The 25,032-nt window shown below is 60.0% G+C and carries 18 protein-coding genes; 15 read left to right on the top strand and 3 right to left on the bottom strand.

Annotated elements, in window-relative coordinates:
• Positions 1 to 682 precede the first annotated feature (682 nt).
• The 15 genes from KHO07_RS11095 (at position 683) to tssA (ending at position 21,559) form a co-directional block, all read left to right on the top strand.
• A complete protein-coding gene (locus tag KHO07_RS11095; protein WP_150736217.1) occupies positions 683 to 1,435 on the top strand; it encodes a hypothetical protein in 753 nt (250 codons plus the stop codon).
• Positions 1,436 to 1,503: 68 nt separating this feature from the next.
• The gene (gene tssB / locus KHO07_RS11090; protein WP_034150990.1) at positions 1,504 to 2,037 is read left to right on the top strand and encodes a type VI secretion system contractile sheath small subunit; all 534 of its coding nucleotides are present in this window, start codon (positions 1,504 to 1,506) and stop codon (positions 2,035 to 2,037) included.
• A gap of 10 nt (positions 2,038 to 2,047) precedes the next feature.
• Positions 2,048 to 3,550 (top strand): type VI secretion system contractile sheath large subunit, encoded by a 1,503-nt coding sequence (tssC, locus tag KHO07_RS11085; RefSeq protein ID WP_075949369.1) that lies wholly within the window; start codon positions 2,048 to 2,050, stop codon positions 3,548 to 3,550.
• Positions 3,551 to 3,575: 25 nt separating this feature from the next.
• The gene (gene tssE / locus KHO07_RS11080; RefSeq protein WP_150736176.1) at positions 3,576 to 4,058 is read left to right on the top strand and encodes a type VI secretion system baseplate subunit TssE; all 483 of its coding nucleotides are present in this window, start codon (positions 3,576 to 3,578) and stop codon (positions 4,056 to 4,058) included.
• Entirely contained in the window at positions 4,058 to 5,890 is a 1,833-nt protein-coding gene (gene tssF / locus KHO07_RS11075; RefSeq protein ID WP_150736177.1) for a type VI secretion system baseplate subunit TssF, read from the top strand. The genes tssE and tssF overlap by 1 nt, the downstream gene beginning before the upstream one ends.
• Entirely contained in the window at positions 5,854 to 6,924 is a 1,071-nt protein-coding gene (gene tssG / locus KHO07_RS11070) for a type VI secretion system baseplate subunit TssG (RefSeq protein ID WP_150736178.1), read from the top strand. The genes tssF and tssG overlap by 37 nt, the downstream gene beginning before the upstream one ends.
• Positions 6,921 to 9,524: a type VI secretion system ATPase TssH gene (gene tssH / locus KHO07_RS11065; RefSeq protein ID WP_212627200.1), complete on the top strand. Its 2,604-nt coding sequence runs from the start codon at positions 6,921 to 6,923 to the stop codon at positions 9,522 to 9,524. The genes tssG and tssH overlap by 4 nt, the downstream gene beginning before the upstream one ends.
• A 23-nt stretch (positions 9,525 to 9,547) precedes the next feature.
• Positions 9,548 to 10,303 (top strand): type VI secretion system lipoprotein TssJ, encoded by a 756-nt coding sequence (gene tssJ / locus KHO07_RS11060; protein WP_212627199.1) that lies wholly within the window; start codon positions 9,548 to 9,550, stop codon positions 10,301 to 10,303.
• Positions 10,300 to 11,643: a type VI secretion system baseplate subunit TssK gene (tssK, locus tag KHO07_RS11055; RefSeq protein WP_034150984.1), complete on the top strand. Its 1,344-nt coding sequence runs from the start codon at positions 10,300 to 10,302 to the stop codon at positions 11,641 to 11,643. Before tssJ ends, tssK begins: the two co-directional genes overlap by 4 nt.
• Positions 11,640 to 12,353 carry a type IVB secretion system protein IcmH/DotU gene (gene icmH, locus KHO07_RS11050; protein WP_212627198.1) on the top strand — a complete coding sequence of 238 codons (714 nt, stop codon included), beginning with the start codon at positions 11,640 to 11,642 and terminating at the stop codon, positions 12,351 to 12,353. The genes tssK and icmH overlap by 4 nt, the downstream gene beginning before the upstream one ends.
• Before the next feature lie 30 nt (positions 12,354 to 12,383).
• On the top strand, positions 12,384 to 16,262 hold the full coding sequence (locus tag KHO07_RS11045) for a type VI secretion protein IcmF/TssM N-terminal domain-containing protein (protein WP_212627197.1): 3,879 nt from the start codon (positions 12,384 to 12,386) through the stop codon (positions 16,260 to 16,262).
• Between the two features lie 31 nt (positions 16,263 to 16,293).
• Positions 16,294 to 17,220, top strand: coding sequence for a type VI secretion system-associated protein TagF (gene tagF / locus KHO07_RS11040; RefSeq protein WP_150736183.1), 927 nt, complete (start codon positions 16,294 to 16,296; stop codon positions 17,218 to 17,220).
• Positions 17,217 to 19,697, top strand: coding sequence for a type VI secretion system membrane subunit TssM (tssM, locus tag KHO07_RS11035; RefSeq protein WP_150736184.1), 2,481 nt, complete (start codon positions 17,217 to 17,219; stop codon positions 19,695 to 19,697). Before tagF ends, tssM begins: the two co-directional genes overlap by 4 nt.
• A 151-nt stretch (positions 19,698 to 19,848) precedes the next feature.
• Positions 19,849 to 20,367: a type VI secretion system tube protein Hcp gene (locus KHO07_RS11030; RefSeq protein ID WP_075949379.1), complete on the top strand. Its 519-nt coding sequence runs from the start codon at positions 19,849 to 19,851 to the stop codon at positions 20,365 to 20,367.
• Positions 20,368 to 20,461: 94 nt separating this feature from the next.
• Positions 20,462 to 21,559 (top strand): type VI secretion system protein TssA, encoded by a 1,098-nt coding sequence (tssA, locus tag KHO07_RS11025; RefSeq protein WP_212627196.1) that lies wholly within the window; start codon positions 20,462 to 20,464, stop codon positions 21,557 to 21,559.
• A gap of 229 nt (positions 21,560 to 21,788) precedes the next feature.
• Here tssA and KHO07_RS11020 read toward each other — a convergent pair whose 3' ends face one another.
• The 3 genes from KHO07_RS11020 to KHO07_RS11010 are packed head-to-tail and all read right to left on the bottom strand — an operon-like array spanning position 21,789 to position 25,026.
• Positions 21,789 to 23,135, bottom strand: a complete 1,347-nt coding sequence (locus tag KHO07_RS11020; RefSeq protein WP_212627607.1) for a glutamine synthetase family protein — start codon at positions 23,133 to 23,135, stop codon at positions 21,789 to 21,791.
• 21 nt (positions 23,136 to 23,156) lie between these two features.
• Positions 23,157 to 23,711: an XRE family transcriptional regulator gene (locus KHO07_RS11015; RefSeq protein WP_075949382.1), complete on the bottom strand. Its 555-nt coding sequence runs from the start codon at positions 23,709 to 23,711 to the stop codon at positions 23,157 to 23,159.
• Between the two features lie 25 nt (positions 23,712 to 23,736).
• On the bottom strand, positions 23,737 to 25,026 hold the full coding sequence (locus KHO07_RS11010) for an FAD-binding oxidoreductase (protein WP_212627195.1): 1,290 nt from the start codon (positions 25,024 to 25,026) through the stop codon (positions 23,737 to 23,739).
• Positions 25,027 to 25,032: the final 6 nt, after the last annotated feature.

Genomic DNA, 25,032 nt, shown 5'->3' with positions numbered 1-25,032 from the left:
TTCAGTTTCAAGGAGAGTGAAATGTTAATGGACTTGCTTGCGATGATGAGCCCGCAAAATAAACGGCTCTTCAAACTCAACACGTTTGCCCAGCCCGGAGACGAAGAACTGCTGCTGGAATACTTCTCCGGAGCTGAAGCATTATCGAAGCCTTTCTCCCCGAACACTTGTTCAGTAACGAAAAGGCGCTCCATATGTCCCGGCTACTCACGATGCCATCACTCCGCGCCACTAATCTGACACTTCTCCCACGACCTTTACTTATCAGCAAGATTTGGCGTGCATCAGATGAACCGGTTCACCTTTTTTAAAATTATTTTCAGTTAAAAATTGGATCCACAGCCTCTCTGAAACCATTGAATTGACTGGCTTTCGGAACTGTCTGACAGACACATCCATCAAGTAGTGGCAAGCGGACATCATTGCGGCGTGTAACAAAAACGAGAAAAAATCCGTTTCCGAATGAACTTTTCGATACGACGTGTTGCCATACACGACGTTACTGGCAACTCAATATCCATATGCCAGCATCGCACTCCCGGTTATCCCCGGCAGTGTGTTTCCGTGATGACGAACATCAGTAATTAACCTCTCGTGGATCGATGTCCATGGAGAATCAAGTCACTCGACATGCTCCGGTTTTTATCCAGGAAGGCGTGGAGTGTTCAAGGACGATGTACCGATGACTCAAGCGTTTTTTGATGTTGAAGCATTGATCAAGCTGCGAAGCCAGACCCGGGCCATTTCCGATGCGCTGAAGGCGCAGGCCTCGGATTATCTGGCGACCCTGGCTTTGCTGATTCGTCCGCAGACGTTTTTCGGTGAGTACCTGCAGGGTGCGCAACGCAGCAGCGGGCGCGAGACCCAGCACCATTTCAAGGAGCTCAAGGAGCTCTACGACCGCATCGGCTCGACCGCTCCATTCCAGCTGGTCAATGAGCTCGAAGTCCCCCTTAACCTGCTCAGTACTACCCCGCAATTGTTTGCGCTGGAGTACGACAAAGTGCTGAGCGCAAGCGGTCAAACCATTCGCATCACCAGCCCGGTGCGCTGGGTGGTCGGGTTCAGTTCTTTCGACCTGGCCCGCTTCCGCACCATCATCAAAGACCCCAATCGCAGCAGCGCCGAGTTGTACCGCTTCGTGGTGCATTACCTGGTGCTGTTCTACTGCCTGAGCAAATCGCCCGGCATCAGCCGCTTGCTCGAAGGTTTGCGTTTCCCCGTCAGTTTCGAACGCTTGAAGGAGTTCGGCGACCTGCCCTTCTGCGTCATCAGCTCGCCGGTTCGCTCGCAGTTGCCCGACGAGGCCGTGATCCGCAGCAGCACCCAGATTGCCGGCAACACCAGTTTCGAAGAGCTGGTGGGGCACGCCAACATCATGGAAATGAACGATGAAATCCGTCAGCGCCTGCTGCTGACGATCGAAGGAATGTAACGCGCTCGGCCAACCATTGAACCGACACGCAAACGACTTGCAGCGAATTGTTCGCACAGGAGATCACGATGGCGAAGAAGGAAAGTACCCAGCACAAACTCGACCGCGTTCGCGCGCCTCGGGTCCATATCACCTACGACGTGGATATCGGTGACGCTCAAGAAAAGAAAGAGCTGCCCTTTGTCGTCGGTGTGCTGGGCGATTTCTCCGGCAACCCGCTGGAGCCGCTGCCGAAGCTCAAGGACCGCAAGTTCATTTTCATCGATCGCGACAACTTCAATGGCGTGCTCAAGGGCATCAAGCCGCGCCTGACCTACCGCGTCGACAACACCCTGGCGAAAAACGGCACGCAGCTGGGTGTCGAGCTCAACTTCAACGCACTGGAAGACTTTGAACCGCAGAACGTGGTCAAGCAGGTCGAGCCGCTGCGCAAACTGCTGGAAGTGCGCAACAAGCTGGCGGACCTGCGCAACAAGATGGGCGGCAACGACAAGCTCGAAGAGCTGTTGATGGACGTGTTGCAGAACACCGAGAAGTTGAAAACCCTGGGCAAGGAATTCGGTCGCGAAGCCGCCATTCCAGCCACCGACGGCAAAGCGTAGGAGCCTGACGATGAACGACAAGCAAACCGTGACTCAACAGGACAGCGAACTGGTTGAAGTGGAAAACTTCACCGCGCAATCCTCGCTGCTCGACAGCATCATTTCGCAAAGCCGCGTCGCCCGCTCCGAAACCGAGCGCAGCCGCACCCGCGACCTGATTGGCGAGTTGGTCAACCAGATCCTTGAAGGCGAAATGACGCCGAGCAAGGACCTGATCGCCGTGCTCGATGCGCGCATCGCCGAAATCGACGCGATGCTTTCCGAGCAGATGAACGAGATCATGCACGCCAGTGAGTTCCAGCAGCTGGAAGCGTCCTGGCGCGGCCTGAAGTATCAGGTCGACCAGACAGAAACCAGCACCACGCTGAAGATTCACTTGCTCAATGCGTCAAAAAAAGACCTCGTGCGCGACCTCAAGGCCGCCTCCGAGTTCGACCAGAGCGCGCTGTTCAAGAAGATCTACGAAGAAGAGTACGGCACCTTCGGTGGTGCACCGTTCGGCATGCTGCTGGGTGACTATGAGTTCAACCGCAGCCCGGAAGACATGTACCTGCTCGAAGAGATTTCCCATGTCGCCGCGGCCGCCCATGCGCCGTTCATCTCGGCGGCCTCGCCTGAGCTGTTCGGCTGGGACTCGTTTACCGACATGTCTGGCCCACGGGATCTGGCGAAGATTTTCGATACCGTTGAATACGCCAAGTGGAAGTCGTTCCGCGCCTCCGAAGACTCGCGTTACGTCGGCCTGACCCTGCCCCACGTGCTGGGTCGCCTGCCGTACGGCCCGGATACCACACCGGTCGAGGAATTCAACTTCGTCGAAAGCGTCGATGGCCGCGATCACAACAAGTACCTGTGGATGAACGCCGCCTACGCGCTGGGCACCCGGGTCACCGATGCGTTTTCCCGTTACGGCTGGTGCGTGGCCATCCGTGGTGTCGAAGGGGGTGGCCTGGTTGAAGGCTTGCCAACCCACACCTTCAAAACTGACGACGGCGAAATCGCCCTCAAGTGTCCGACCGAAATCGCCATCACCGACCGCCGCGAGAAAGAGCTGTCGGACCTCGGTTTCATTCCGCTGGTGCACTGCAAAGGCACCGACTACGCCGCGTTCTTCGGCACCCAGTCGGCGCAGAAGCAGAAGCAGTACAACACCGACATCGCCAACGCCAACGCCCGCCTTTCCGCGCAGTTGCAGTACATCTTCGCCACTTCGCGCATCGCGCACTACATGAAGGCGATCATGCGCGACAAGATCGGCAGCTTCGCCTCGCGCAAAGACGTCGAGCTGTTCCTCAACAAGTGGCTGTCGAGCTACGTACTGCTGGACGACACCGCAAGCCAGGAAGCCAAGGCCAAGTTCCCATTGCGCGAAGCCCGTGCCGAGGTGTTCGAAGTGCCAGGCAAGCCAGGTGTCTACAAGGCCGTGACGTACTTGCGCCCGCACTATCAATTGGACGAACTGACCGCATCGTTGCGTCTGGTCGCTGAATTGCCGCAATCGACCCGCGGCTGATCGAGCACATTGCCAGGGAGGCAATATGACAAGTCAACACAAGCTGTTGCCATCGCTGCTGGACCGATTGCTGGACGATCGTCCGCATCAGTCCATCGAAGCGTCATCGCAACGCTTGTGTTCGCTGGCCGATTACAAGGCCAGCATCGTTCGCGACCTGGAAATCCTGGTCAACACTCGCCAGTCCCTGGTCGCCAACGAGCTGGACGGTTTCGTCAATCTGAGCGGCAGCATCCTCGATTACGGCATGCCGGATTTCACCAGCCGCAGCGTGCTTGATCCAAAGGATCGCCTGTTGATTCAGCGGCAACTCGAGAAAGCGATCAGCGTCGGCGACCGGCGCTTTCGCAGCGTCAAAGTCCAACTGCTCGCGCAACAAACCGGCCAACGCATGCTGACCTTTCGCGTGGATGCCGTCTTGCGTCTGCAAGACATCACCCGCCAGGTGTCCTTCGACGCCGTGCTGCAGGTCAACACCCAGGAATACAAAGTGCAGAACCTCAACTGATGCTCGACGATCTGCTGCCCTATTACGAAAAGGAACTGTCGCACCTGCGCTTTTTGGGCCAGGAGTTTGCGAGCCAGTATCCGAAAATCGCTTCGCGGTTGCTCATCGAGGGCGATAACTGCGAAGACCCGCATACCGAGCGCTTGATCGAAGCGTTCTCGTTCCTCTCTGCGCGGGTGCACAAAAAACTCGACGATGAACTGCCGGAAATCGTCGAGTCGTTTCTTGAAGTGCTGTACCCGCATTACCTGCGCCCTACCCCGTCGATGTCGATCGTCGAGTTCAACCTGGGCAAGCAGGAAAAAGTCACCGAAGCCTTCCGCGTTCCTCGGCACACAGAGCTCAGTGCCAATCCGATCGAAGGCGTGGTGTGTAAATTCCGCACCTGCTACCCGGTCGAACTGTGGCCGGTGGCGGTGCAACAGGCGTCGTTCATCGAAATGGAGCGCTCGGCGTTCAACGGCCACAGCGCTGACCTGGTCGCGCGCTTGCGCATCGGCCTGGCGGCGACGTCCGATGTGATGTTCGGCAAGATGGAGCTCGACAGCCTGCGGTTTTTCCTCGACGGCGAAAGCACGTTGATGCTGCAACTGTACGAACTGCTGTTCAACAACCTGGCCAAGGCCACGTTGACCTTCGAAGATCAGGGACGTACCCGAGAAGTTGCCTTGCCCGCCGGCGCATTGAAAGCCGTCGGCTACAGCCTGGACGAAGGCCTGGTGGACTACTCGGAGCGTTCGTTCCTCGGTTATCGCTTGCTGCACGAATACTTCACCTTCCCCGACAAGTTCATGTTCTTCGACCTGTCCGGTTTTGCGCGCATTCTGGCGGGCAAGGAGATCGAGAAAGTCGAGGTCAATTTCTACTTTTCCGACTACGACCTCAGCGATCGCCTGGCGCGCCTGACGCAAAATATCGGCCGCAATAACTTCAAGCTCAATTGCACGCCGATCATCAACCTGTTCCGCCAGCAGGCCGAGCCGGTCAAGTTGACCCACGCCCAGCACGAGTACGCGGTGACGCCGGATGTGCGTCTGCAAAGCTCGGCCGAAGTGGTGTCGATTGACCGCGTGCGGCGCGTGCGCAAGGTCGGCGGTATTGATCAGGTGGGCACTTGCCATCCGTTTTTCGAACCCCGGGGCGATCAGGGTCCCGGCCAAAGTTTCTGGATTGCCCGGCGCCGCGCCGTGCACACCGGCCAGCGTGATGGCTCGAACGTGTTTATCCGGGTGGTGGACCGTGAACTGGGTTTGCTGGAGGCCAACAACGATACGTTGAGCATCCGCCTGACCTGCAGCAACCGCGACTTGCCGCTGATGTTGCCGTTCGGGGGCGAGCGCGGCGATTTCAGTATTCCCGGCAACTCGGTGATCAAAGACATCCGCTGCCTGCGCAAACCTACCGCCACCGCCCGGGTGCCGCTGGGCAACGGGGTGATCTGGCGGCTGATTTCGCACCTGTCGCTGAACCACATGTCGCTGGTCTCCCGGGGTCGCGAAGTGCTGCTGGAGCTGTTGTCGCTCTACAACTACCGCAACGTGTCGGCCATCCGCAAACAGATCAACGGCATCGTCTCGGTGAGCAGCGAACCGGTGGTTGCACGCATCGGTCACCCGCGGCCGAACTTCGTTCGCGGCGTGGGCATCACCCTCAATTTCGATGAAAGCCAATACACCGGCAGCGGTGTGTTTTTGTTCGGCATGGTGCTCGACCATTTCTTCGGTCAGTACTGCTCGATGAACAGCTTTACCCAATTAACCCTTCGCACCTTGCAGCGCGAAAAGAGAGTCGTCCAATGGCCACCGCGAACCGGCGATCAACCCCTGGTCTGATTGACCAGGCACGGGCTGAGCCGCACCGATTCGAGTTTTTCCAGTTGGTGCGCTTGCTTCGCCTGCATTACAGCAGAACCGGGCGCATGGACCTGGAAACCCGACCGCACGAAGACCCTCTGCGTTTTCGCTCGCAGCTGTCGCTCAACTTCCCGGCCAGTGAAGTCAGCGACTTGCAGTTCGAGCGCGAAGGCAAAGTGTCGGTGGCCGGCCTGCCGCTGTCCGAGGTGCAAGTCACCTTCATGGGGCTGGTGGGGCCGTCGGGTGTCTTGCCGCGCCCGTACACTGAGTTGTTGATCGAGCGACACATCCAGTACCGGGATGACGCGGCGCACGCCTTTCTCGACATCTTTTCACACCGCATGACCACGCTGTTTTACGAGGCCTGGCAAAAGTACAAGTTTTACATCGAGTACGAGCGCAACGGCAGCTCGGATTTCGACCGCTATCTGCTCAACCTGGTGGGTTTCGGCCCCGAGGCGCAGAAGCAGAAGTTCGACAAACAGGGTTCGCCCCTGCGCCGTGAATTGTTCAGCTATTTCTCCGGCCTGTTCGCCCAGAAGCCACGCAACGCATTGAACCTGGAAGTGATGCTCAGCTTCTATTTTTCGCTGCCGTTCAAGGTCAAGCCGTTTGCCGGGCGCTGGCTCAAACTCGATGCCAGCCAGTGCACGCAACTGGGCCGCAAGAACGCCGTGCTCGGGCAAAGTGCCGTCGCCGGTAACCGGGTCTGGGATTACCAATCGTGCGTGCGCATCGAGACGGCCCCACTGGAGCTGGCCGACTATCAACGCTTGCAGCCGGGTGCCATCGACTACCAGAAACTGCTGGAACTGGTGCGTTTCTATGTCGGTGCCGAGCTCGACTTCCAGCTGGCGCCCAAGCTCAAAACCCAAGCCGTACCCGTGGCCCGCCTCGGTCGCCAGGGCAACGTTTCGCTGGGCCGGCTCGGCTGGCTCAAACGTCCAGGCGTCGACGTGGAACCCTCCCGTTGCGCGCTCTTCCACATTCCATTTGATGGGGTCTCCCTGTGAACCTGAAGTCCCTGTTCGCCAAGCTGAACGACACCAGCCGCACCGCCACCGAAAGCGCCGCGGCGCTTTGTCTGTCGGAACACCACTACGATGTCGAAGTCGAGCACCTGTTGTTGCAATTGCTCGACAGCAACGACAACGACCTGCCGGCCATCCTGCGCCATTACGACGTGGTGCCTGAACGCTTGCAGGCGCAATTGGTGACGGCACTGGGGACCTTCAAGAAAGGCAATACCCGCACCCCGGCGCTGTCCCCGCACCTGACCCGCATGATCGAGCAGGCGTGGGTGCTGGCCTCCATCGAGTTCGGCCAGGCGCAGATCCGTACCGGTCATCTGCTGCAGGCATTGCTGGATGACGATGAGCTGCGCCGGGTGGTGATCGCGGGTGCGGCCGAACTGGAGAAGATCAACGCCGACGATTTACGCGTGAACCTCAACGCGCTGGTAGAAGGCAGTGCCGAGTCGAAACAGGCCAAGGCGCTGGACACGTCCGGCAGCGCCAGCGCCAACCCGGTAAAAGGCAACGGCAAAACCCCGGCCCTCGATCAATACACCATCAACCTCACGCAAAGTGCGCGCGAGGGCCGGATCGATCCGGTGCTCGGTCGCGAGTTCGAGGTGCGGCAGATGGTCGACATCCTGACCCGCCGCCGCCAGAACAACCCGATCCTCACCGGTGAAGCCGGCGTCGGCAAAACCGCCGTGGTCGAAGGCCTGGCCCTGCGCATCATCCAGGGTGACGTGCCGTCGGTGCTCAAGGGCGTGGCCATTCACACATTGGACCTGGGCCTGTTGCAGGCCGGTGCCGGGGTGAAGGGCGAGTTCGAAAACCGCCTCAAGTCAGTCATCGAAGAAACCAAACGCAGCCTGCACCCGATCATTCTGTTCATCGACGAAGCGCACACCCTGATTGGCTCGGGCGGCCAGGCCGGGCAGAACGATGCCGCCAACCTGCTCAAGCCAGCCCTGGCTCGCGGCGAACTGCGCACCATCGCCGCGACCACCTGGGCCGAGTACAAGAAGTACTTCGAAAAGGATGCCGCCCTGGCCCGCCGCTTCCAGGTGGTGAAAGTCGAAGAGCCGGACGAAGACAAGGCGATCCACATGCTGCGCGGCCTGCTGGCCAAGATGCAGGAACACCACAAAGTCACGGTGATGGACGAAGCGCTGGTGCAGGCCGTGCGCCTGTCCAATCGCTACATCACCGGGCGCCAATTGCCGGACAAAGCCGTCAGCGTGCTGGACACCGCTTGCGCCCGGGTCGCCCTGGGGCAATCGGCGCAGCCCGGGCCGCTGGAAGACTGCAAGCGTCAGATCGACAACTTGCAGGCGGAAATCTCGGTACTGCAGCAGGAAGCCGCCAAAGGCAGCGACCATGCCCGACGCCTGACCAGCCTCAACGCCGAGCTGCTGAACGAACAGCAGACCCGCGACGCCCTTGAGCAACAATGGCAACGCGAACTGCAACTGGTCGAGCAACTGGGTGCCCTCAGCCACCCGGAAAATCAATCACCCGATGCCCTCGAAATTGCCGCCGTACGCGCCGAACTGACCAGCGTCCAGGGTGAGCAACCGCTGGTGCATGCCCTGGTGGATGGCGGCACTATCGGTGAAGTGATTTCCGGCTGGACCGGCATCCCGCTGGGCAAGATGCTGCGCGACGAAATCGAAACCGTGCAGCGCCTGCCAGCACTGCTGGGCGAACGCGTGCTTGGCCAGGACCATGCGCTGCACGAAATCGGCAAGCGCATCAAGATTTCCCGCGCCCGCATGGAAGACCCGAACAAACCGATCGGCGTGTTCCTGTTGCTCGGCCCAAGTGGCGTCGGCAAGACCGAAACCGCACTGGCGCTGGCCGACACCCTGTACGGCGGCGAACGCAACGTCATCACCATCAACATGTCCGAGTACCAGGAAGCCCACACGGTCTCCAGCCTCAAGGGCTCGCCGCCGGGTTACGTCGGTTATGGCGAGGGCGGCGTGCTGACCGAGGCCGTGCGGCGCAAGCCCTACAGCGTGGTGTTGCTCGATGAAGTGGAGAAGGCCCACCCGGACGTGCTCGAACTGTTTTTCCAGGTGTTCGACAAAGGCGTGCTGGATGACGGCGAGGGTCGCGAGATCAACTTCCGCAATACCGTAATCATCCTCACATCCAACACCGGCACCGACCGCATCATGCAGTGGTGCCTCAATGCACAGCCGCAACCGACGCCGGAAGCCATCGTCGAAGGGCTGCGTGACGAGCTGAATCAAGTGTTCAAACCAGCCTTCCTCGGCCGCCTGACCATCGTCCCGTACTACCCGGTCAAGGACGCGATCCTGGAGCGCATCGTCGCCCTCAAGCTGGAGCGCATTCGTCAGCGTTTCGAGCGCAACCATCAGGCTGTCCTCAGCTATGACGAGGCGCTGGTCAAAGCCATCGCCTCACGCTGCACCGAGGTCGACAGCGGCGCCCGCAACATCGACAACATTTTGTCCAAGACCCTGATGCCGGAACTCGCGCAACGGGTGCTGGAGCGCATGGCGCAGGACAAACCGATTCAGAGTTTGAACATCGAGTTGGGCAGCGATGGCGATTTCGCCTATCGCCTGTCCTGACCGGGCAACTACAGGTAGTGGTCATGGATAACAGACATACAGGGAAGCGTTCCGCGAAGGCGGCATGGGCAAAAAGCCTGACGGCGGTGGCGGTGATGCTCGCGCTGACGGCTTGCGGCGTGACCGATCGGGTCAGCAAACGGGTCGACGACACATGGGCCGGTGACATGCTGTTCGATGACACCGAAAAAGTCATCCTGACGTCCGACGGCGGCAACCAGCTCAATCCCGACGCGGCCGGACAACCGCTGTCTGTGGTGCTGCGTGTCTACCAACTGACTTCGCTTGAACGCTTTTCGTCGGTTGACGCGGACTCATTGTGGGACGACCCGCAAAAAGCCCTCGGCAACACCCTGATCGAGAACCGCGAAATCACCTTGTTGCCGGGAATGGGCCAGGTCGACAAATGGCCGCTGAACAAGGCCACGGGTTATGTCGGCGTCGCGGCTTTTTTCCGCACTGACGAGAACAGCCGCTGGAAGGTCGCGTTTGACGCCAACTCCCTGCGCAAGGACGGCATCTGGTTCTCATCCGATGGCCTGCGGGTGCTGGTGGACAACAACACGGTGTCCGCCGTCAGCGGCGTCGACGTGCTGAACAAACCCAAGAGCGAAGAACAACTCGCCAAAGCCTCCGCCCTGCCCGAGCAACCGGCCCAGCCAACACTGACCCAACGGGTTCAGGACGCCGTGATTGAAAAAGCCCAGGACCAGGCCGCCGGCTCCGCGCAAAAAGCCCTGGACTCGAAATTGAATTCATTTTTGGAAGGCGCTCAATGAGTAAGCAAAGCCGGGTGATGTGGTCCGAAGGCATGTTCCTTTTGCCACAACATTTCCAGTATCAGGATGAGTTCCACCAGCATCAGCTGGCGCAGGCAACGCTGCGCAACACGCCCTTTCACTGGGGCGTGCAGTTGCTGGAAGTGGACGAGGAAGCCCTCGCCACCGGCTCCCTGCAGCTCAAGCGTCTGAAACTGGTGTTTCCCGACGGCAGCCTGTTCGACGCGCCGCAGCATGATCCGCTGCCGGCAGCCCGCGACTTGAAAGACCTGCTCAAGGGCAACGACCTGAAGGTCTACGCTGCGCTGAAACTGCCTGAGCCCTTCGGCCTGAATTACGTTGAAGACGGCCAGGAGCAAAAGACCGGGCGACGTTTTCGCAAGCAATTCGACACCTTGCCGGACCTCAACGAAGGCGACCTGGAAAACGAAATCACCAGCCTGCGCCTGAACGTGGTGATGCTGATCGACGGCGACAATCTGGATGGTTACACCTGGTGCCCGATTGCCCGGCTGTCGCGCAACAACATCGGTGGTTTCAACCTCGACGGGCATTTCGTGCACCCGACGCTGCACCTGGGCACCCATGACACCCTGATCGGTCTGGGCAAGCGTTTGCTCGGCGCCCTGCAATCCAAGAGCAAGGCGTTGTCGGGCCGGCGTCGCGAGCGTGCGGACCAGATCGCCGAATTTGGCTCAAGCGATGTGACCCTGTTCTGGCTGCTGAACACGGTGAACCGTGCCCATCCGAGCCTGGCGCACCTGCTCGCGCACCCGCGTTTGCACCCCGAGCGTTTGTATCTGTTCCTGGCAGAACTCGCCGGCGGCCTGCTGACGTTTTCGCTGGATACCCAGCTTAACGACATTCCCGAGTACGACCACCACGACCCGGCGGCCTCGCTGGTCAAGCTCGACGAGATGATTCGCGTGCTGCTCGACAACGTGGTGCCGAACCAGTGCGTGGTGATCAACCTGACCCAGACCAAACCTTCGTATTGGCAAGGCCAGTTGCACGACCCACGGCTGGCGGAGGCGGATTTCTACATTTCCGTGCACGCTGACATGCCCGGCGCAAGCCTGCTGGAACTGGTGCCACGGGCGTTCAAGGTCGGCTCGCCGGAGGACATCGAAGTGGTGGTCAACAGCGCCATGCCGGGCGTTACGCTCAATCACTCGACCCGCCTGCCCAATGCGATTCCGGTGCGACTGGACAATCACTACTTCTCCATCGAGCCCCACGGCCGGGTCTACGAACGAATGATGAGTGCCCAGGCCATTTCTTTCTATGCGCCCAGCGCGTTCACCAACCTCAAGCTTGAACTGATGGCGGTACTCAAATGACCGAAGCCGTACTGCAAGGCGCCGTTGCGGCCGCCAGTGAAAAACCGACGCTCAAAGACCTGGTGCAGGACTTCATCAGCATGGCGCTGATCGTGCGCAAGGGCCGACAGGTCACCTCGGTCAGCGCCTTTGAAGCGAGCGTCGACAACTTCTTCAAGACACTGGAACGCGATGCCCGCAGCGCCAACTACAGCGTTGAACAGGTGAAGGACACCCAGTACGCCCTGTGTGCATTCCTCGATGAAAGCGTACTGCGCTCCGGGGACAACGAGTTGCGCCGTCACTTTGAATTGCAGCCATTGCAGTTCCGCTATTTCGGCGTGCACCTGGCCGGCGAAGGCTTTTTCGAAAAAATCGATTCGTTGCGCGGCGACGTCAAACAGAACCTCGATGTACTCGAGGTGTACCACCTGTGCCTGGCGTTGGGTTTCGAAGGCAAATTCAGCCTTGGGCAAAAAGATCAGCTGCGTTACCTGGCCAACACCCTGGGCCAGGACATCGCGCGTTTTCGCAAGACGCCCAAGGCTCTGTCGCCCGACTGGGCACTGCCAGACCAGGTCTCGCAGATGCTGCGCCATGAAGTCCCCCTCTGGCTCTACCTGGCGCTGATTGCGCTGGTCTGCGTGGGTGTTTACCTGACGCTGGACTGGTTGCTGGGCAAGGATGTAGCCGCGTTGTCCGAACAAATCAGCCAGCTGTTCAGTGCCTGAGCACAGGTCAGGTAACCGAGTCAGGAAGACATGAAAACATTATTGCGTTTGTTGAAAAGCTTTTGGTTCCTCGTCCCCGTCCTGTGGCTGGCAAGCCTGGCGGTCAGTTGGTTCGCGGCCCCGCACGTGAGTTGGCTGCGCGGTTACGCGCTGGAGACGATGGCGATCGTCAGCGCCTTCTACCTGCTGATCATTGTGCTGCGTCAGTACAAGCGTATCCGGGCTGAACACAACCTCGAAAACCTGGTGCAGATCGAAGTTGACCGGTCGCTCAAAGGCGCCGGTGAGTTCCGTGACCAGCAGGTGCTGCGCGAACGCCTCAAGCACGCCATCGCCATGCTGCGCGCCGATCGCTCGGCCGGTGGCGGCGGTTCGTCGGCACTTTACGATTTGCCGTGGTATCTGGTCATCGGCATGTCGGCCGCGGGCAAGACCTCGTTGCTGACCCGCTCGGGGCTGTCCGCCAACATTGCCAGCAGCGCCAACGACACCGAAAGCGGTACGCAGCACTGCGATTGGTATTTCAGCCCCGAGGCCGTGATGATCGACACGGCCGGCCGTTACCTGCGCGACGACCCGTCGGCCAGCGAATTCGCCGCCTTCCTGCGCATGCTGAAAAAGCAACGCAGCAAGGCTGCGGTCAATGGCCTGGTGCTGGTGGTCAGCCTGCCGGAACTGCTGGCCTGCAGCGCTGCCGAGCGCAATGAGCTCGCCGCGCAACTGGTCTCGCGCATCGAGGAGTACAACGATTGCCTTGAGGCCAACCCACCGATTTACCTGATGCTGAGCAAGACCGATCAACTGCCGGGGTTCAGCCAGGCATTCGAAGGCCTGGACCTGAACGAACGCCAGCAACCGCTGGGCATGACCTTCGGTTTGTCCGAGATCCGTAATCAGGGCCTGCGTCCGGTGCTGGACGCCAAGCTGGCCAACCTGCACGGCCACATCCGTCGTCACGTCGACGCGCAGATGATTGCATTGGGTGCCGATGCCAACAGTGCATTGCTGAACTTCCCGAACTATTTCGCCGAATTGTCGGGCGTGCTGGAGCAATTTCTCCAACACTTCGCCGAGACCCGTCGCAGCGGCGCGCCACTTTTATTGCGCGGACTGTATTTCACCAGCGCCTTGCAGACCGATCAGCAACTGAGCCAGGTGTATGAAGATGACCTGGCCGAGTCGTTCGCCTTGCAGCCGGCCACCGAACACGACAATCAGGCACAAGGCAGCGGCAAGAAAATCAGCGACCGCAGCTACTTCATCACCGATACGTTCCGTCGGGTGATCTTCCCCGATCGCGACTTGACCCTCTACCAGTCGCGTTTCGGCAAAAACAAGTCCGCCAGCCCTGCCCTGCTGGGTCTGGCGGTGCTGGCGGGTGTGGCGTTCATTGGCTGGCAGATTCTGTCGTTCCAGAACAACCGCCAGTGGCTGGCGACACTGCGCGAACAACTGACCGAACTGCAACAATCCCCGGACAGTGCGCGGTTACTCGCCTCGGGGCACGGCCTGGAACTGCTGCGCGAGCAACTCACCGCCATCGAGAAGCACCGCGCCAAAGGCGTGCCGCTGCAACTCGGCGCCGGCCTGTACCGGGGTGACGATGTTTATCGCGTTGCACAGACCGCCTACTTGCAGCAACTGCGCACTCAGGCCCTGGAGCCGATCACCCTGCAACTGCAATTGCAGATGCGTGCGTTCAATGAGTTCGCCAAAACCATGGACCCGCAGAATAACTTTGCGCCTGCGACGGCCAAGGCCGGCTCAGCCAAAGCCCGTTTGCAGGGGCAGAAACTGCCAACCCGCCTGAACAATCTGCCGCGCAGTACCGGTGAGGTAGCCAGTCGATTGAATGGGGCTGCCAGGGGCGCCGCAAACAAGGTTCGCGGCGAAGCACTGACAGCGCTGCGCAACCCGGCTACCGCGAGCGATGCCGCTGAACTGTCGGCGACGACCGGCGGGCTTTCGCTGTCCGAAGAAATGTTGGGCCGACTCGATGAGCGCCAGGTCGCTTCGATTATCGAGTCGTACAACGCACTCAAGCTGTATCTGATGCTGACCCAACCTGCGACCCATCCGGATCCGGAGTTTGTGAGTGCGGCGTTGCCGGTGGCCTGGGCCAACACCGCCAGCACCGACAACGCGGTCAGCAGTGCGGTGATCCAGGACAATGCGCCGGTGTATGTGCAATTGCTCAAGAGTGGTCAGGCGCCGACTTTGTCGCGCAACGAGCAGCTGATCAGCGAAACCCGCAACAGCCTGAAGTCGTTCATGATTTCCAGCTCGCTGGTAGACCGCGAATACCTGCGCCTGCAACTGGAATCGAGTCGCCAGTTTCCGGCCGTCAGCCTGAGCGATCTGGTGCCCTTGCCGGGCCGTCAATTGCTGTACGGCACAGAAGCGGTCCCCGCGATTTTCACCCGTCAGGGCTGGGAGCAATTCGTCAAGCCGGAGCTGATCAAACTGGTGTCGGGCAACCTGCAGAATGAATCGGACTGGGTGCTCGACGGCGAAGGCGCCGACAGCATTGTGCAGAAGGCCAATTTCATCCGTGAGTTCATGGCGCGCTACAAGCGCGATTACACACAGGCCTGGTACACCCTGATCAACAGCGTCGGCGTTCGCCATTTCACCGACATGGCCAACGCGACCCAACAACTGTCGCTGCTCAGCGACGTGCAGAACTCGCCGGTGAAAATTCTCCTGGCGGCGGTCAATGACAACACCCAGTGGGATGTCCCTGCCCCCCGCGAAACCCTGCAAGCAGGCATCAAGCCCGATGACGGATTCTGGAGCAGTGTCAGCGGCATTTTTGATGACAAGAATGCATCGCCAAGCTCGCTGATTTCGCCATTGCCAGCGGTTGACGACGGCAGCCTGGCCAAGCGCTTCGAGCCGGTATCGCGGGTATTCGCCGTGCAAAACGCCGAAGGTGCCGACAGTACGATCATGGACCGCTACCTCGCGGCCTTGCGCAAACTCAAGGTGCGGATGAACAACATCCAGCGCTCCCAGGACGTCGGTAAAAGCAGCAAGCAGCTGATCAGCGAAACCCTTGAAGGGCTGCCAAGCGAAGTGACCAGCGTGCGCAACTATGTCGAGACCACCGTCGACACCAGTCAGGGCGGCTTGTCCACTTCGTTGCAGGGCCTGTTCAGCCTGCCGATCCAGTTTGCCTGGGAAACCTTGCGTGACCCTGCCGGCCAACAGATTGCCAAAGCCTGGGCTCAGCAGATTGCCAAGCCGTGGGAACAGGTCATGGCGCACCGGTATCCGATCGCGGCAGGCAGCCGCAACGAAGCGTCGGTCAAGGACCTGCAGCGTTTCGTCGACCCGGAATCCGGCCTGCTGCCAAACTTCAAGCGTAACGAAATCGGCAACCTGTCCGGTGGCGAAGGCCTGGGCATGAGCAGCGACAGCAAGGCAACGCCGCTGGTCAACCCGAACATGGTCAACAGCATCGACAAGGCCAGCTCGTTGGGCCAGGTGATTGCCAGCCTGTCGGACCGCGACAACGGCTTCGAGATCATGCTCGAACCCTCCGCCAGCCTGACCGACATCATCTTCACCCTCGATGGCCAGGTGCAGCACTACCGTAACGGCAAGACCAGCTGGAGCCGCTTCTCGTGGCCGGGCACGACCACCACGCCGGGCGCACGCCTGGATGTGGTCACCCTGACCGGCGAGCGCCTCACGGTGTTCGACTACCCGGGCCGTTGGGGCTTGCTGCGCATGAACGACAGCGCACGGGTCAGTGATCTGGACGGTATTCAACAACGTTTCAGCTGGAACACCAGCAGCGGCCCGGTCAGCCTCGCCGTGCGCAACTACGGTGGCGTCAAGCTGACGGACCTGGGCAACGTCAAGGCCTTGAGTGCGCTCAACGCCAAAGAAGGTCGTCCGCTGTGATCGGCCGCCTCTTGAATCAGGGATCCGGCCAATGATCGGCTGCTTCGGCAAAGTCCCCGCGAGCCCGGACTTCGTCAGCCTGCAAGGTGCAGGCGACGACGTCTGCGAGTTCGACGGCTGGCTGCAAGGCGCGCTGGCCGCCTTGCAGCACCGCGAAGACTGGCGAGAACTGTTCGACGCCTTGCCAGTGTGTTTTTTCAGCTACCGCGCGCGCAGCGGCAACTGGCTGCTGGGCGGGCTGATCAGCTCGAAAGATTCGAGTGGGCGACGCTATCCGTTTTTCATTTTCCAGACGCTCAAGGCCAGCGAGGCCGAGCCTCTGGTCAATCCGTTTACCCTCGGCGAACTGTTCAGCGGGCAGATCAGGCCCTTGCTGCACATGGCAGTCCAGGGCGAAAGCACTTCGGTGCTGTTCGAACGCATCAAGGCCCTGCGCCCATTACAAGGCCAGGACTTCGAGTTGTTCCGGCGCGTGCATGACAAGTTTCTGGTGAATTTCAATCTGCGCGACATCAGTACCGCGCTCGAAGGTGCCTACCCGGAGTTCGTCACCAACGCCGTGCTGACCCGACTCCTGGCCCTCAGACGGCATCTGTCTCGCCCGACGCCGATCGGCATCGCCCTGCCCTTGCCGGCGGAAAGAGGCCTGAAGAATCCGACCGCCGATTTGTGGGTCACCTGGCTGACGCATATGACGCCTGAACGCGCGGTGCCTCAGGTCAACCTGCTGGCCGACGACTTCATGCGCCCCAGGCTGATCTGTTTTGCCTCACGCCAGACCAGTGATGCCTACCGCGTGCTGACGGGGATCAGTGAGCGTTCACAAAGCTACGACGTGCTGGCCTCTTTCGATGCCTTCGACGAGCACCACCGCACACACGCCTTTCCCGAAATTGACCGCCCTCTGGGTGACGTTATCGACCGTTTTGTCGATGCCCTGGATTCGAAGTCCGTATGAACAAGATCAAGTATTACTTCTTGCGCTATCAACCCTACATTCTCGGGGTGTGCTTTTTCCTCACGATCTTCGTGGTGTGGGGCATCGGGCGGGCGTTTGACTTCAGTTCGCTCAACAGCCTGCTGACCGGCATTGGCGTGTTCCTGGTGCTGTCGGCCGGCTACGTCTTGCTGCTTTATCGAGGCGTGTCCCGGCATCACAACCTCGAAGGGCTGCTGCGTGACGATGCCGATCAGGCGGTGTTGAACGCGAGCCCGGCCGATCGCGAAGAGGTCAGCTTGCTGCGCGAGCGGCTGCTGCAGAGCATCGAACGCTTGCACAACAACAAGCCCCGGGGCAGCAACGCCAAAGATGCGCTGTATGCCCTGCCCTGGTACCTGGTGGTCGGCCAGCCTGCGGCGGGCAAAAGCACCATGCTGTACCAATCGGGTCTGAATTTCCCCTACGCCGAACGTGAAGGCGTACGGGTCGCGGGCCTGGGTGGCACGCGCAACTGCGACTGGTTCTTCAGCTCCGAAGCGGTCCTGCTGGACACCGCCGGCCGCTACATGAATAACCAGGAAGAGGCCGGCAAATGGCGAGCCTTCCTTCAGCTGCTGCGCCAGCATCGCCAGCGCCGGCCACTCAATGGCTTGATCGTCACCGTCAGCATCCACGACATCCTGCAATCCTCGCTGGAAGATCAGGAACGTATCGCCAAGCGCCTGCGCGAACGCATTCAGGAAACCCATGCCCTGCTGGAAGTGCGTCTGCCGGTCTACCTGGTGTTCACCAAGTGCGACCTGGTCCCGGGTTTCGCCCCCTTCTATCGCCAGCTGGATGAAACCGCGCGCGGCGAAGTCATGGGCAAGACTTTTTCCCACAAAGGCTACGAGCAGGCCGATTGGGGCCAGCGCTTCGGTGTCGCAATGGACGAGTTGGTCGGCTACTGGCAACAGGTGGCGAGCCAGCAGTTGGTGACGCAGGACATCCAGATCACCCGCCAGGATTCGGCGGTGTATCGCTTCCCGCTGGAACTGGCGGCGCTCAAGCCACGGCTGCAACTGTTCGTCGATGCGCTGCTGCGGGCCAATCCTTATCAAAATGCAGAACTGCTGCGCGGCTTCTATTTCACCAGCGCCCTCGATGCCGACCAGCCGGAAATGGGTGGGCACGCACGCCAGGTGACAGAGCGTTTCTCGCTCGAACGGGATCTGGAGATCGCCAGCGGCAACGCGCAGCCGCGCCCGTTGTTCATCAACAGCCTGTTCCGCAAAGTCATCATTCCCGACCAACATCTGGTGGCGCTATACACCACCAACCATCGCGAGCGTCGGCGCAAAGCGGCATGGATCGGCGGTGCCGGCCTGGTTGCGGTGCTGCTGTGCAGCCTGTTGAGCTGGTCGTACATCAACAACCGCAACACCCTGCAAACCCTCTCGGCAGAGCTGACCCAGGCCGCTGCCGACGATCACTCGGCCACCGGCCAATACACCGATTGGCAGACCCTCGATCGTCTGCGCTTCTGGACCGCGCATTACTACGCCCGGCATCACGACGAAGGCGTGCCACTGCGCATGCGCCTCGGGCTTTACCAGGGCCATAAGGTCGAGCCAATGCTGCGCCGCCAGTATTTCGATCGGCTGGAAACCGTGATGCTCAAACCCACGGCCGACAACCTGACCCGCTCGTTGTATCTGCTGACCACGCTCAAGGTCTATCAGCGCAATGCCAAAGAGTTGATGCCGGTGACAGGCGTGGACAGCGTCGAGCCCAAGGCGTTGCCGAACGACAACCGCGCACAATCCATTGCCGCGTTCGGCAAGGCGACGCTGGACACTTACGTCATGCTGTCGCGTGCGCAACGGGACAAGGCCGACCCGGCGTTCCTGAAAGCGAAAATCCCGGATTACTGGTACCCGGCAATTGCCCGCCAGGTCGGCAGCACCGCCGTCGCCGCCACCCATCAGGACTATGAGTTCGCCAGCCGGCAGATCAATTTCTACAGCGATCAGATTCACGAGCCGGACGTGCCGCGGATCCTCGACAACGCGTTCCTGATCTCCAGTTCGCGCAACTACATCAACAGTCTGCTCACGCAGTCGTTGCGCTCGATCGAGACCATCACGCTGGAGTCGGACACCCTGTTCGCCTTTGCCCGTGCCGACTTCCAGAGCCTCAAGACTGAGGGGCAAAGCCAACTCAGCGCGATTGCCGGCAAGCTGCTCAGCACGCCCAACATCGGAAAAATCATCATTGCCGGCCACGCTGATCAACTCGGCGATCCACAGGGCAACCTGCAGGTTTCCAAACAGCGGGCACAGACCATCAAGACCTATCTGGTGGGCAAAGGCGTCCCCGGTGAGCTGGTAGAGGCGGTCGGCGAAGGCAGCAACAAGCCTTTGGTCAAGTGCGATATGCAGCAACCAAGGGCGCAACTGATTCACTGCCTGGAACCCAACCGGCGGGTAGAAATCGAAGTACGGGCACTCAATTGAGACGCCACGTGCAATGAAGAAAAACCGCCACCCGGGCCAGTCCCGAGTTGGCGTAACACACCTCTCTTGATCGTTTCAAAGAGGTTTAAACGAAGGGCTGTGATCTGTTTGCAGGTGACAACCTTTAAATAAAGGTAAGGAGAAACTAAAAATGGCATTTGACGCATACATCCAGATCGACGGCATTCCAGGTGAAGTACTGGACGAAAAACACAAGGATTGGATCGAAGTGCTGGGCTACGAGTACGGCGCAACCCAGGCCACTTCCGCGACGGCCAGTTCGTCGGGCGGTGCTTCGTCGGAGCGTGTGGCGCTGAGCGACTTCAGCATTCGCAAAGCCGTGGACAAGGCTTCTGCCAAGCTGTTCGAAGCCTGCTGCAAAGGCACGCACATCGCGAAGATCCAATTGAATGTGAACCGCGCTGGTGGTGACAAGGTGACCTACCTGACCATCAACCTGGAAGAAGTCGTGGTGTCTTCGGTCAAAGCGGTCGCCGGTGGCAGCCAGAACGGTGAAGACAAATCGGTTGGCGACCTGCCGATCGAAGAAATCAGCTTCAACTTTGCCCGCATCAAAACCACCTACACCCAGCAGAGCCGTGCCGATGGCCAGGGCGGCGGCAACGTCACCGGTGGTTGGGATCGCACTGCCAACAAGGTTTTTGCATAAAACCGTGGCAATGACGGGCCGCCCCTGCGGCTCGTTTTCAGCACCGTGCCTGCCGGGCAGGCACGGTGTTCTTTTATTTTGATCAGAGTTTCCTATGTCTGAATTTCTCAACGACCTTTCGCTGGCCGAACTGACCGCGCCCATCAATGAGGGGAGCGGCGAAGACTTGAGCTTTTCCGCCTTGTTCGATCAGGTGAAAGAAGCGCGGCGAGCAGACCCCGATTATTTGACCCAGGGTGACTGGCAAACGGATCTGAAGTCCTCTGACTGGGATCTGACCATCACTCTGGCTGCCCAAGGCCTGGCTCGACAGAGCAAGGACCTGATGCTTGTCGCCTGGCTCAGTGAAGGGCTGGCGCACCAGTATCACTTCAGCGGTATCACCTTTGGCCTGACGCTGGCCGAACGCATTCTGGATAATTTCTGGGCCGATCTGTTTCCTTCCCTCGAAGACGGCGTCGATGAGCGAGCAGCCCGCCTGGCGTGGATGAAAACGACCCTCACCGATGTCGTCGGCGGTCTGCCCATCACCCAGGGCCAGCAATACGGCTTGCTTCGTTATGACGAATCCAGGCATGTCGAAAACCTGGCCCTGCAAAGCCCGCAGGCCATGCGCGCCGCCCTTGACGAAGGCAAGATCAACGCCGAGGTGTTCCAGCGCTCGGTGGTGCTGACAGACTCGGATCACCTGCGCCGCAAAGCCGGCGAAATTGCCGCCAGCCTGAGCGCCTGCCAGCAATTGCAGAGCACCGCTGACCGGCTCTTCGGCCATGACGCGCCAAGCTTTGCCGGGCTCCATGACGTGTTGTCCCGTGCCGGCCAACTGGCCGAGAAACTGCTCAAGGATCGTGGGATCGAACTGAACCCGACCCCAGTCGCGCCGGCCCCGAGCGTCTCCGAAAGCGCTGGCGCACAACCCACAGGTGCTGCAATGACCCAGACCCAGCAAGACATTCCCGTCACGCCGTTGCGCACCACGCCCCAGACCCGCGACGAGGCGTTCACCCTGCTGGCGGGGATCGCGCAGTTCTTCAAGCAGACCGAGCCCCAGAGTCCCGTCCCTTACCTGATCGAACGTGCGATCAAATGGGGCAACATGCCGCTCGAAGGTTGGCTCAACGACGTCATCAAGGACAGCAATGTGGTGGACAACATCCGCGACGTGCTGGGGACCAAGGAAGCCAAGTCCTGATTCGGCCCCGAAGCTCGCACGACGCAAAAATGGCGGGCAAAAAAAATCCCGGGCAGCTGATGGACGCCCGGGACTTAAAAATGCATAAACCGTGGTGGTGAACGCGGCGCGGATATTACGCAATGTTTCGCGCTGTAACAAGATATTTTATTTAACCAGCCAGTTACTAAAACGCCTAACCCATTAAATATCCAGATATTTTTTAGGGTTAAGCTCGAATCCTCTTTAACTACAGGAACCAGCGATACTCCCTCGCACTGATGTCGTGCAGGAAGGCCAGGTGGTCCTGGCGTTTGTTCTCGCAATAGACATCCACGAACTCCGCACCCAATCCTTCGCGCAGTGGCGAGTGATTTTGCATCGAGTGCACGGCCTCGAGCATTTCCAGCGGGAAATCGATGCCACTGCTGCGGTCTTCGTTCAGCGGTGCAATCGGCTCGCACTCCCCTTCCAGCCCCTGCTCCAGTCCCACCAGAATGGCCGCAAGCACCAGGTATGGATTGGCATCGGCGCCGGACAGACGATGTTCGATCCGCAGGTTTTTCGCGTCCGAGTCCGGCACGCGCAGGCACGCATCACGGTCTTCAAAGCCCCAACTGGCGCGCGATGCGACGTTCACCGTGCCGCTCAGACGGCGCAAGGCATTGTGGTTCGGTGCGAAGATCGGCATGCAGTGCGGCAATACATCCAGGCAACCGGCCACGGCATGGCGCAATGCCCGCTGGCCGTTCACCGCCAACAGATTCTTGCCGGCCTTGTCGTAAAGGCTCACATGCACATGCATGCCGCTGCCAGGGTGCTGCAAGTACGGCTTGGCCATGAAACTGGCGCGGTAGTTGTGCTTGAGCGCCACGCCACGGGTGCTGCGGCAAAACAGGGCGGCCCAGTCGGCGGCGCGCAGGCCGTCGTCCGAGTGGCCGAAATTGATTTCAAACTGGCCCGGCCCCAACTCGGCGGTGATCACCGTGGCATCGATACCCTGCGCTCGCGCGGTCTCGACCATTTCATCGAGCACCGGGGCAAACCGGGACAGGCGTTCGATGTGCATATTGGGCTGGTCGTCGGCATCACCCGTCAACGGATCGCGGGCAAACTGCGGCATGCCATCACGCAACTGGCTGTCGAACAGATAGAACTCCAGCTCGAACGCCACCACCGGGAAAATGCCTTTGCGTTTGAGTCGGTCCAGCACTTGCGCCAACACTTCACGCGGCTCGAAGACGATCGGCTTTTCTGTGCCATCGGAGGTGATGAGCATTTGCCCCAGTGGCTGTTTCTCCCAGCTCACCCGCTTGAGCGTGCCCGGCACCAGGCGACGCAGCGCATCCGGGTCGCCGTCGTTGAAGCAATAGTCACCGATCTTGAACAGCCCGCCCTGAGTGCCGAGCAACACACAGTTTTGCGGCAACTTGAGCGCACTGCCGGCGGCGACTTTTTCGAGCATTTCGATCGGGTAGCGCTTGCCATAGAAATGGCCCGGGATGTCCAGGGAAATCAGGTCGACGTAACGCACATCGGGATTGCGCTGACGAAACCCGCGCACTTCGGCCAGCAGTTCAGAGCACACAGCATCCATCATTCTGTTCCTTGTTTTTTATCAGGTGTAAACCCAAAGCACGCGGGTGAGTTGGTCTGACAGGTTGCCGTAACGGCAATGGGCATGACTGGCGAGTTGAAAGCTGTCGCCGGCGTGCAGGGTCACCGGCTCGTCGTCATCGAGCCATAACGTCAACTGTCCTTCGAGGACATAGCCGCCCTGCTCCGAACTGTCTTTCATGTGCCGGTCACCACTGCTCGCACCCGGTTCCAGCTGGCTCTCCAGCATCGAAAAGGACGCGCGCATTTTCGGTGAAACCATGATGTCGGTGATGCCGTCGGCGTAGTACAACGTGCGGCGCTCATCCGGCCGGGTCACCCAAGGCAAGGCCATGGGCTTGGGCAGGCTGTAGAAATAGGTGGTGGGCACGCCGAGGGTTTCGCTGATCGCCGTCAAGTCTGCGACCGTGGGACGGGACAAGCCGCGCTCGACCTGCGACAGAAAACCCACCGACCGGCCGATTTTGTCCGCCAGTTCCTTGAGGGTGTATTTCTTGTGTTTGCGCAGGTCCTGAATCAGGATCGCCAGCGCCGAAATCTCTTCTTGCATGTCCATCTATAGGCTTCCGCAAATGCTCGTTTCAAATGCTGTCGCGCAGCCGATACCAGGCTTTGCCGATGGCTTCCAGCGGAGCGGCCATGTACTTGCCGCCGGGAAAGCTGCCGTTGGTCAAACCCTGGTACAACGCCAGTTCATCCTGTTGGCCGAGTATCGCCTCGGACACTGCCCGCGCCCCGGCCAGGGTCGGCAGAACACCGTGCCCGGAGTAGCCCTGCATCCAGTAAAGGTCGCCGCGCCGGCCGATATCGGGCGTGCGCTTGAGGGTCAGGTCGATGTGCCCACCCCAGGCGAATTCCAGCTCAACACCTTTCAATTGTGGGAACACGCGTTCCAGGCACGGCCGGGTGGCACCGGCGATGTCCTTCGGCATGCCGCCGAGGTACGTGCAACCACCGCCGAACAACAACCGGTTGTCCGGCGTGCGACGGAAATAATCGAGCACGAACTGGTTGTCGGTGACACACACATTGCTCCGCAGCAACGCCGTGGCCTGTTCCTCGGTCAGCTCAGCGGTGGCCACCTGATAGGTGCCGACAGGCAACACACAACTCGCGAGTTGTGGATCAAGGCGATCAAGGTAGGCATTGCAAGCCAGCACCAGCACATCCGCGCGGATGTGACCGCGCTCGGTGGTCACCACGTATCCGCCTGCCTCCTCGCGGTAATTCAGAGCCTTGCTGTGTTCATGAATCACCCCACCGGCACGCTCAATCGCAGCGGCCAGCCCCAGCGCCAGCTTCAGCGGATTCAAATGCCCGCCCTCGGGATCAAACAACCCCGCCTGATAGCGTTCGCTGGCAACCCAGTCGGGCAACTGTTCCCGGGGGATGAACTGCAAACTGTCGTGACCCCATTTGTGGCTGGCTTCGTGTTGCCATTCGGTGAGCAGACTGACCCGACGTGGCATCACCGAGGTCCACAAGTGCCCGGGCCGATAGTCACAATCGAAACCATGGCGTTCCGGCAAATCCCGCAACTCCCGCGCCGCCCAACGCATACCTTCCCACAACTGCCGTGCGCGCTGGTAACCCAGCGCGGCTTCCAGCGGCGGCATGTCGCATGACCAGCCGAGAATGGCCTGACCACCGTTGCGTCCTGATGCAGCCCAGGCCACGCGACTGGCTTCCAGCAACGTCACGCGCTTGCCGGCCAGGGCCAGGCGCAATGCGGTGTGCAGGCCACTGAAACCGGCGCCGATGATCAGTATTTCAGTAGTTTCTTCACCTTCCAGAGCCGGTCGATTGGGCAGCTGATCCGCACAGGTGTGGGCGTAATAGCTGGCGATGTGTTGAGTTGATTGCTGAAACATACCGGC

Origin of the sequence: Pseudomonas sp. PP3 (assembly GCF_905336995.1) — a bacterium.
GTDB lineage: Bacteria > Pseudomonadota > Gammaproteobacteria > Pseudomonadales > Pseudomonadaceae > Aquipseudomonas > Aquipseudomonas reinekei.
This window is presented reverse-complemented; position numbering and strand designations above follow the sequence as displayed.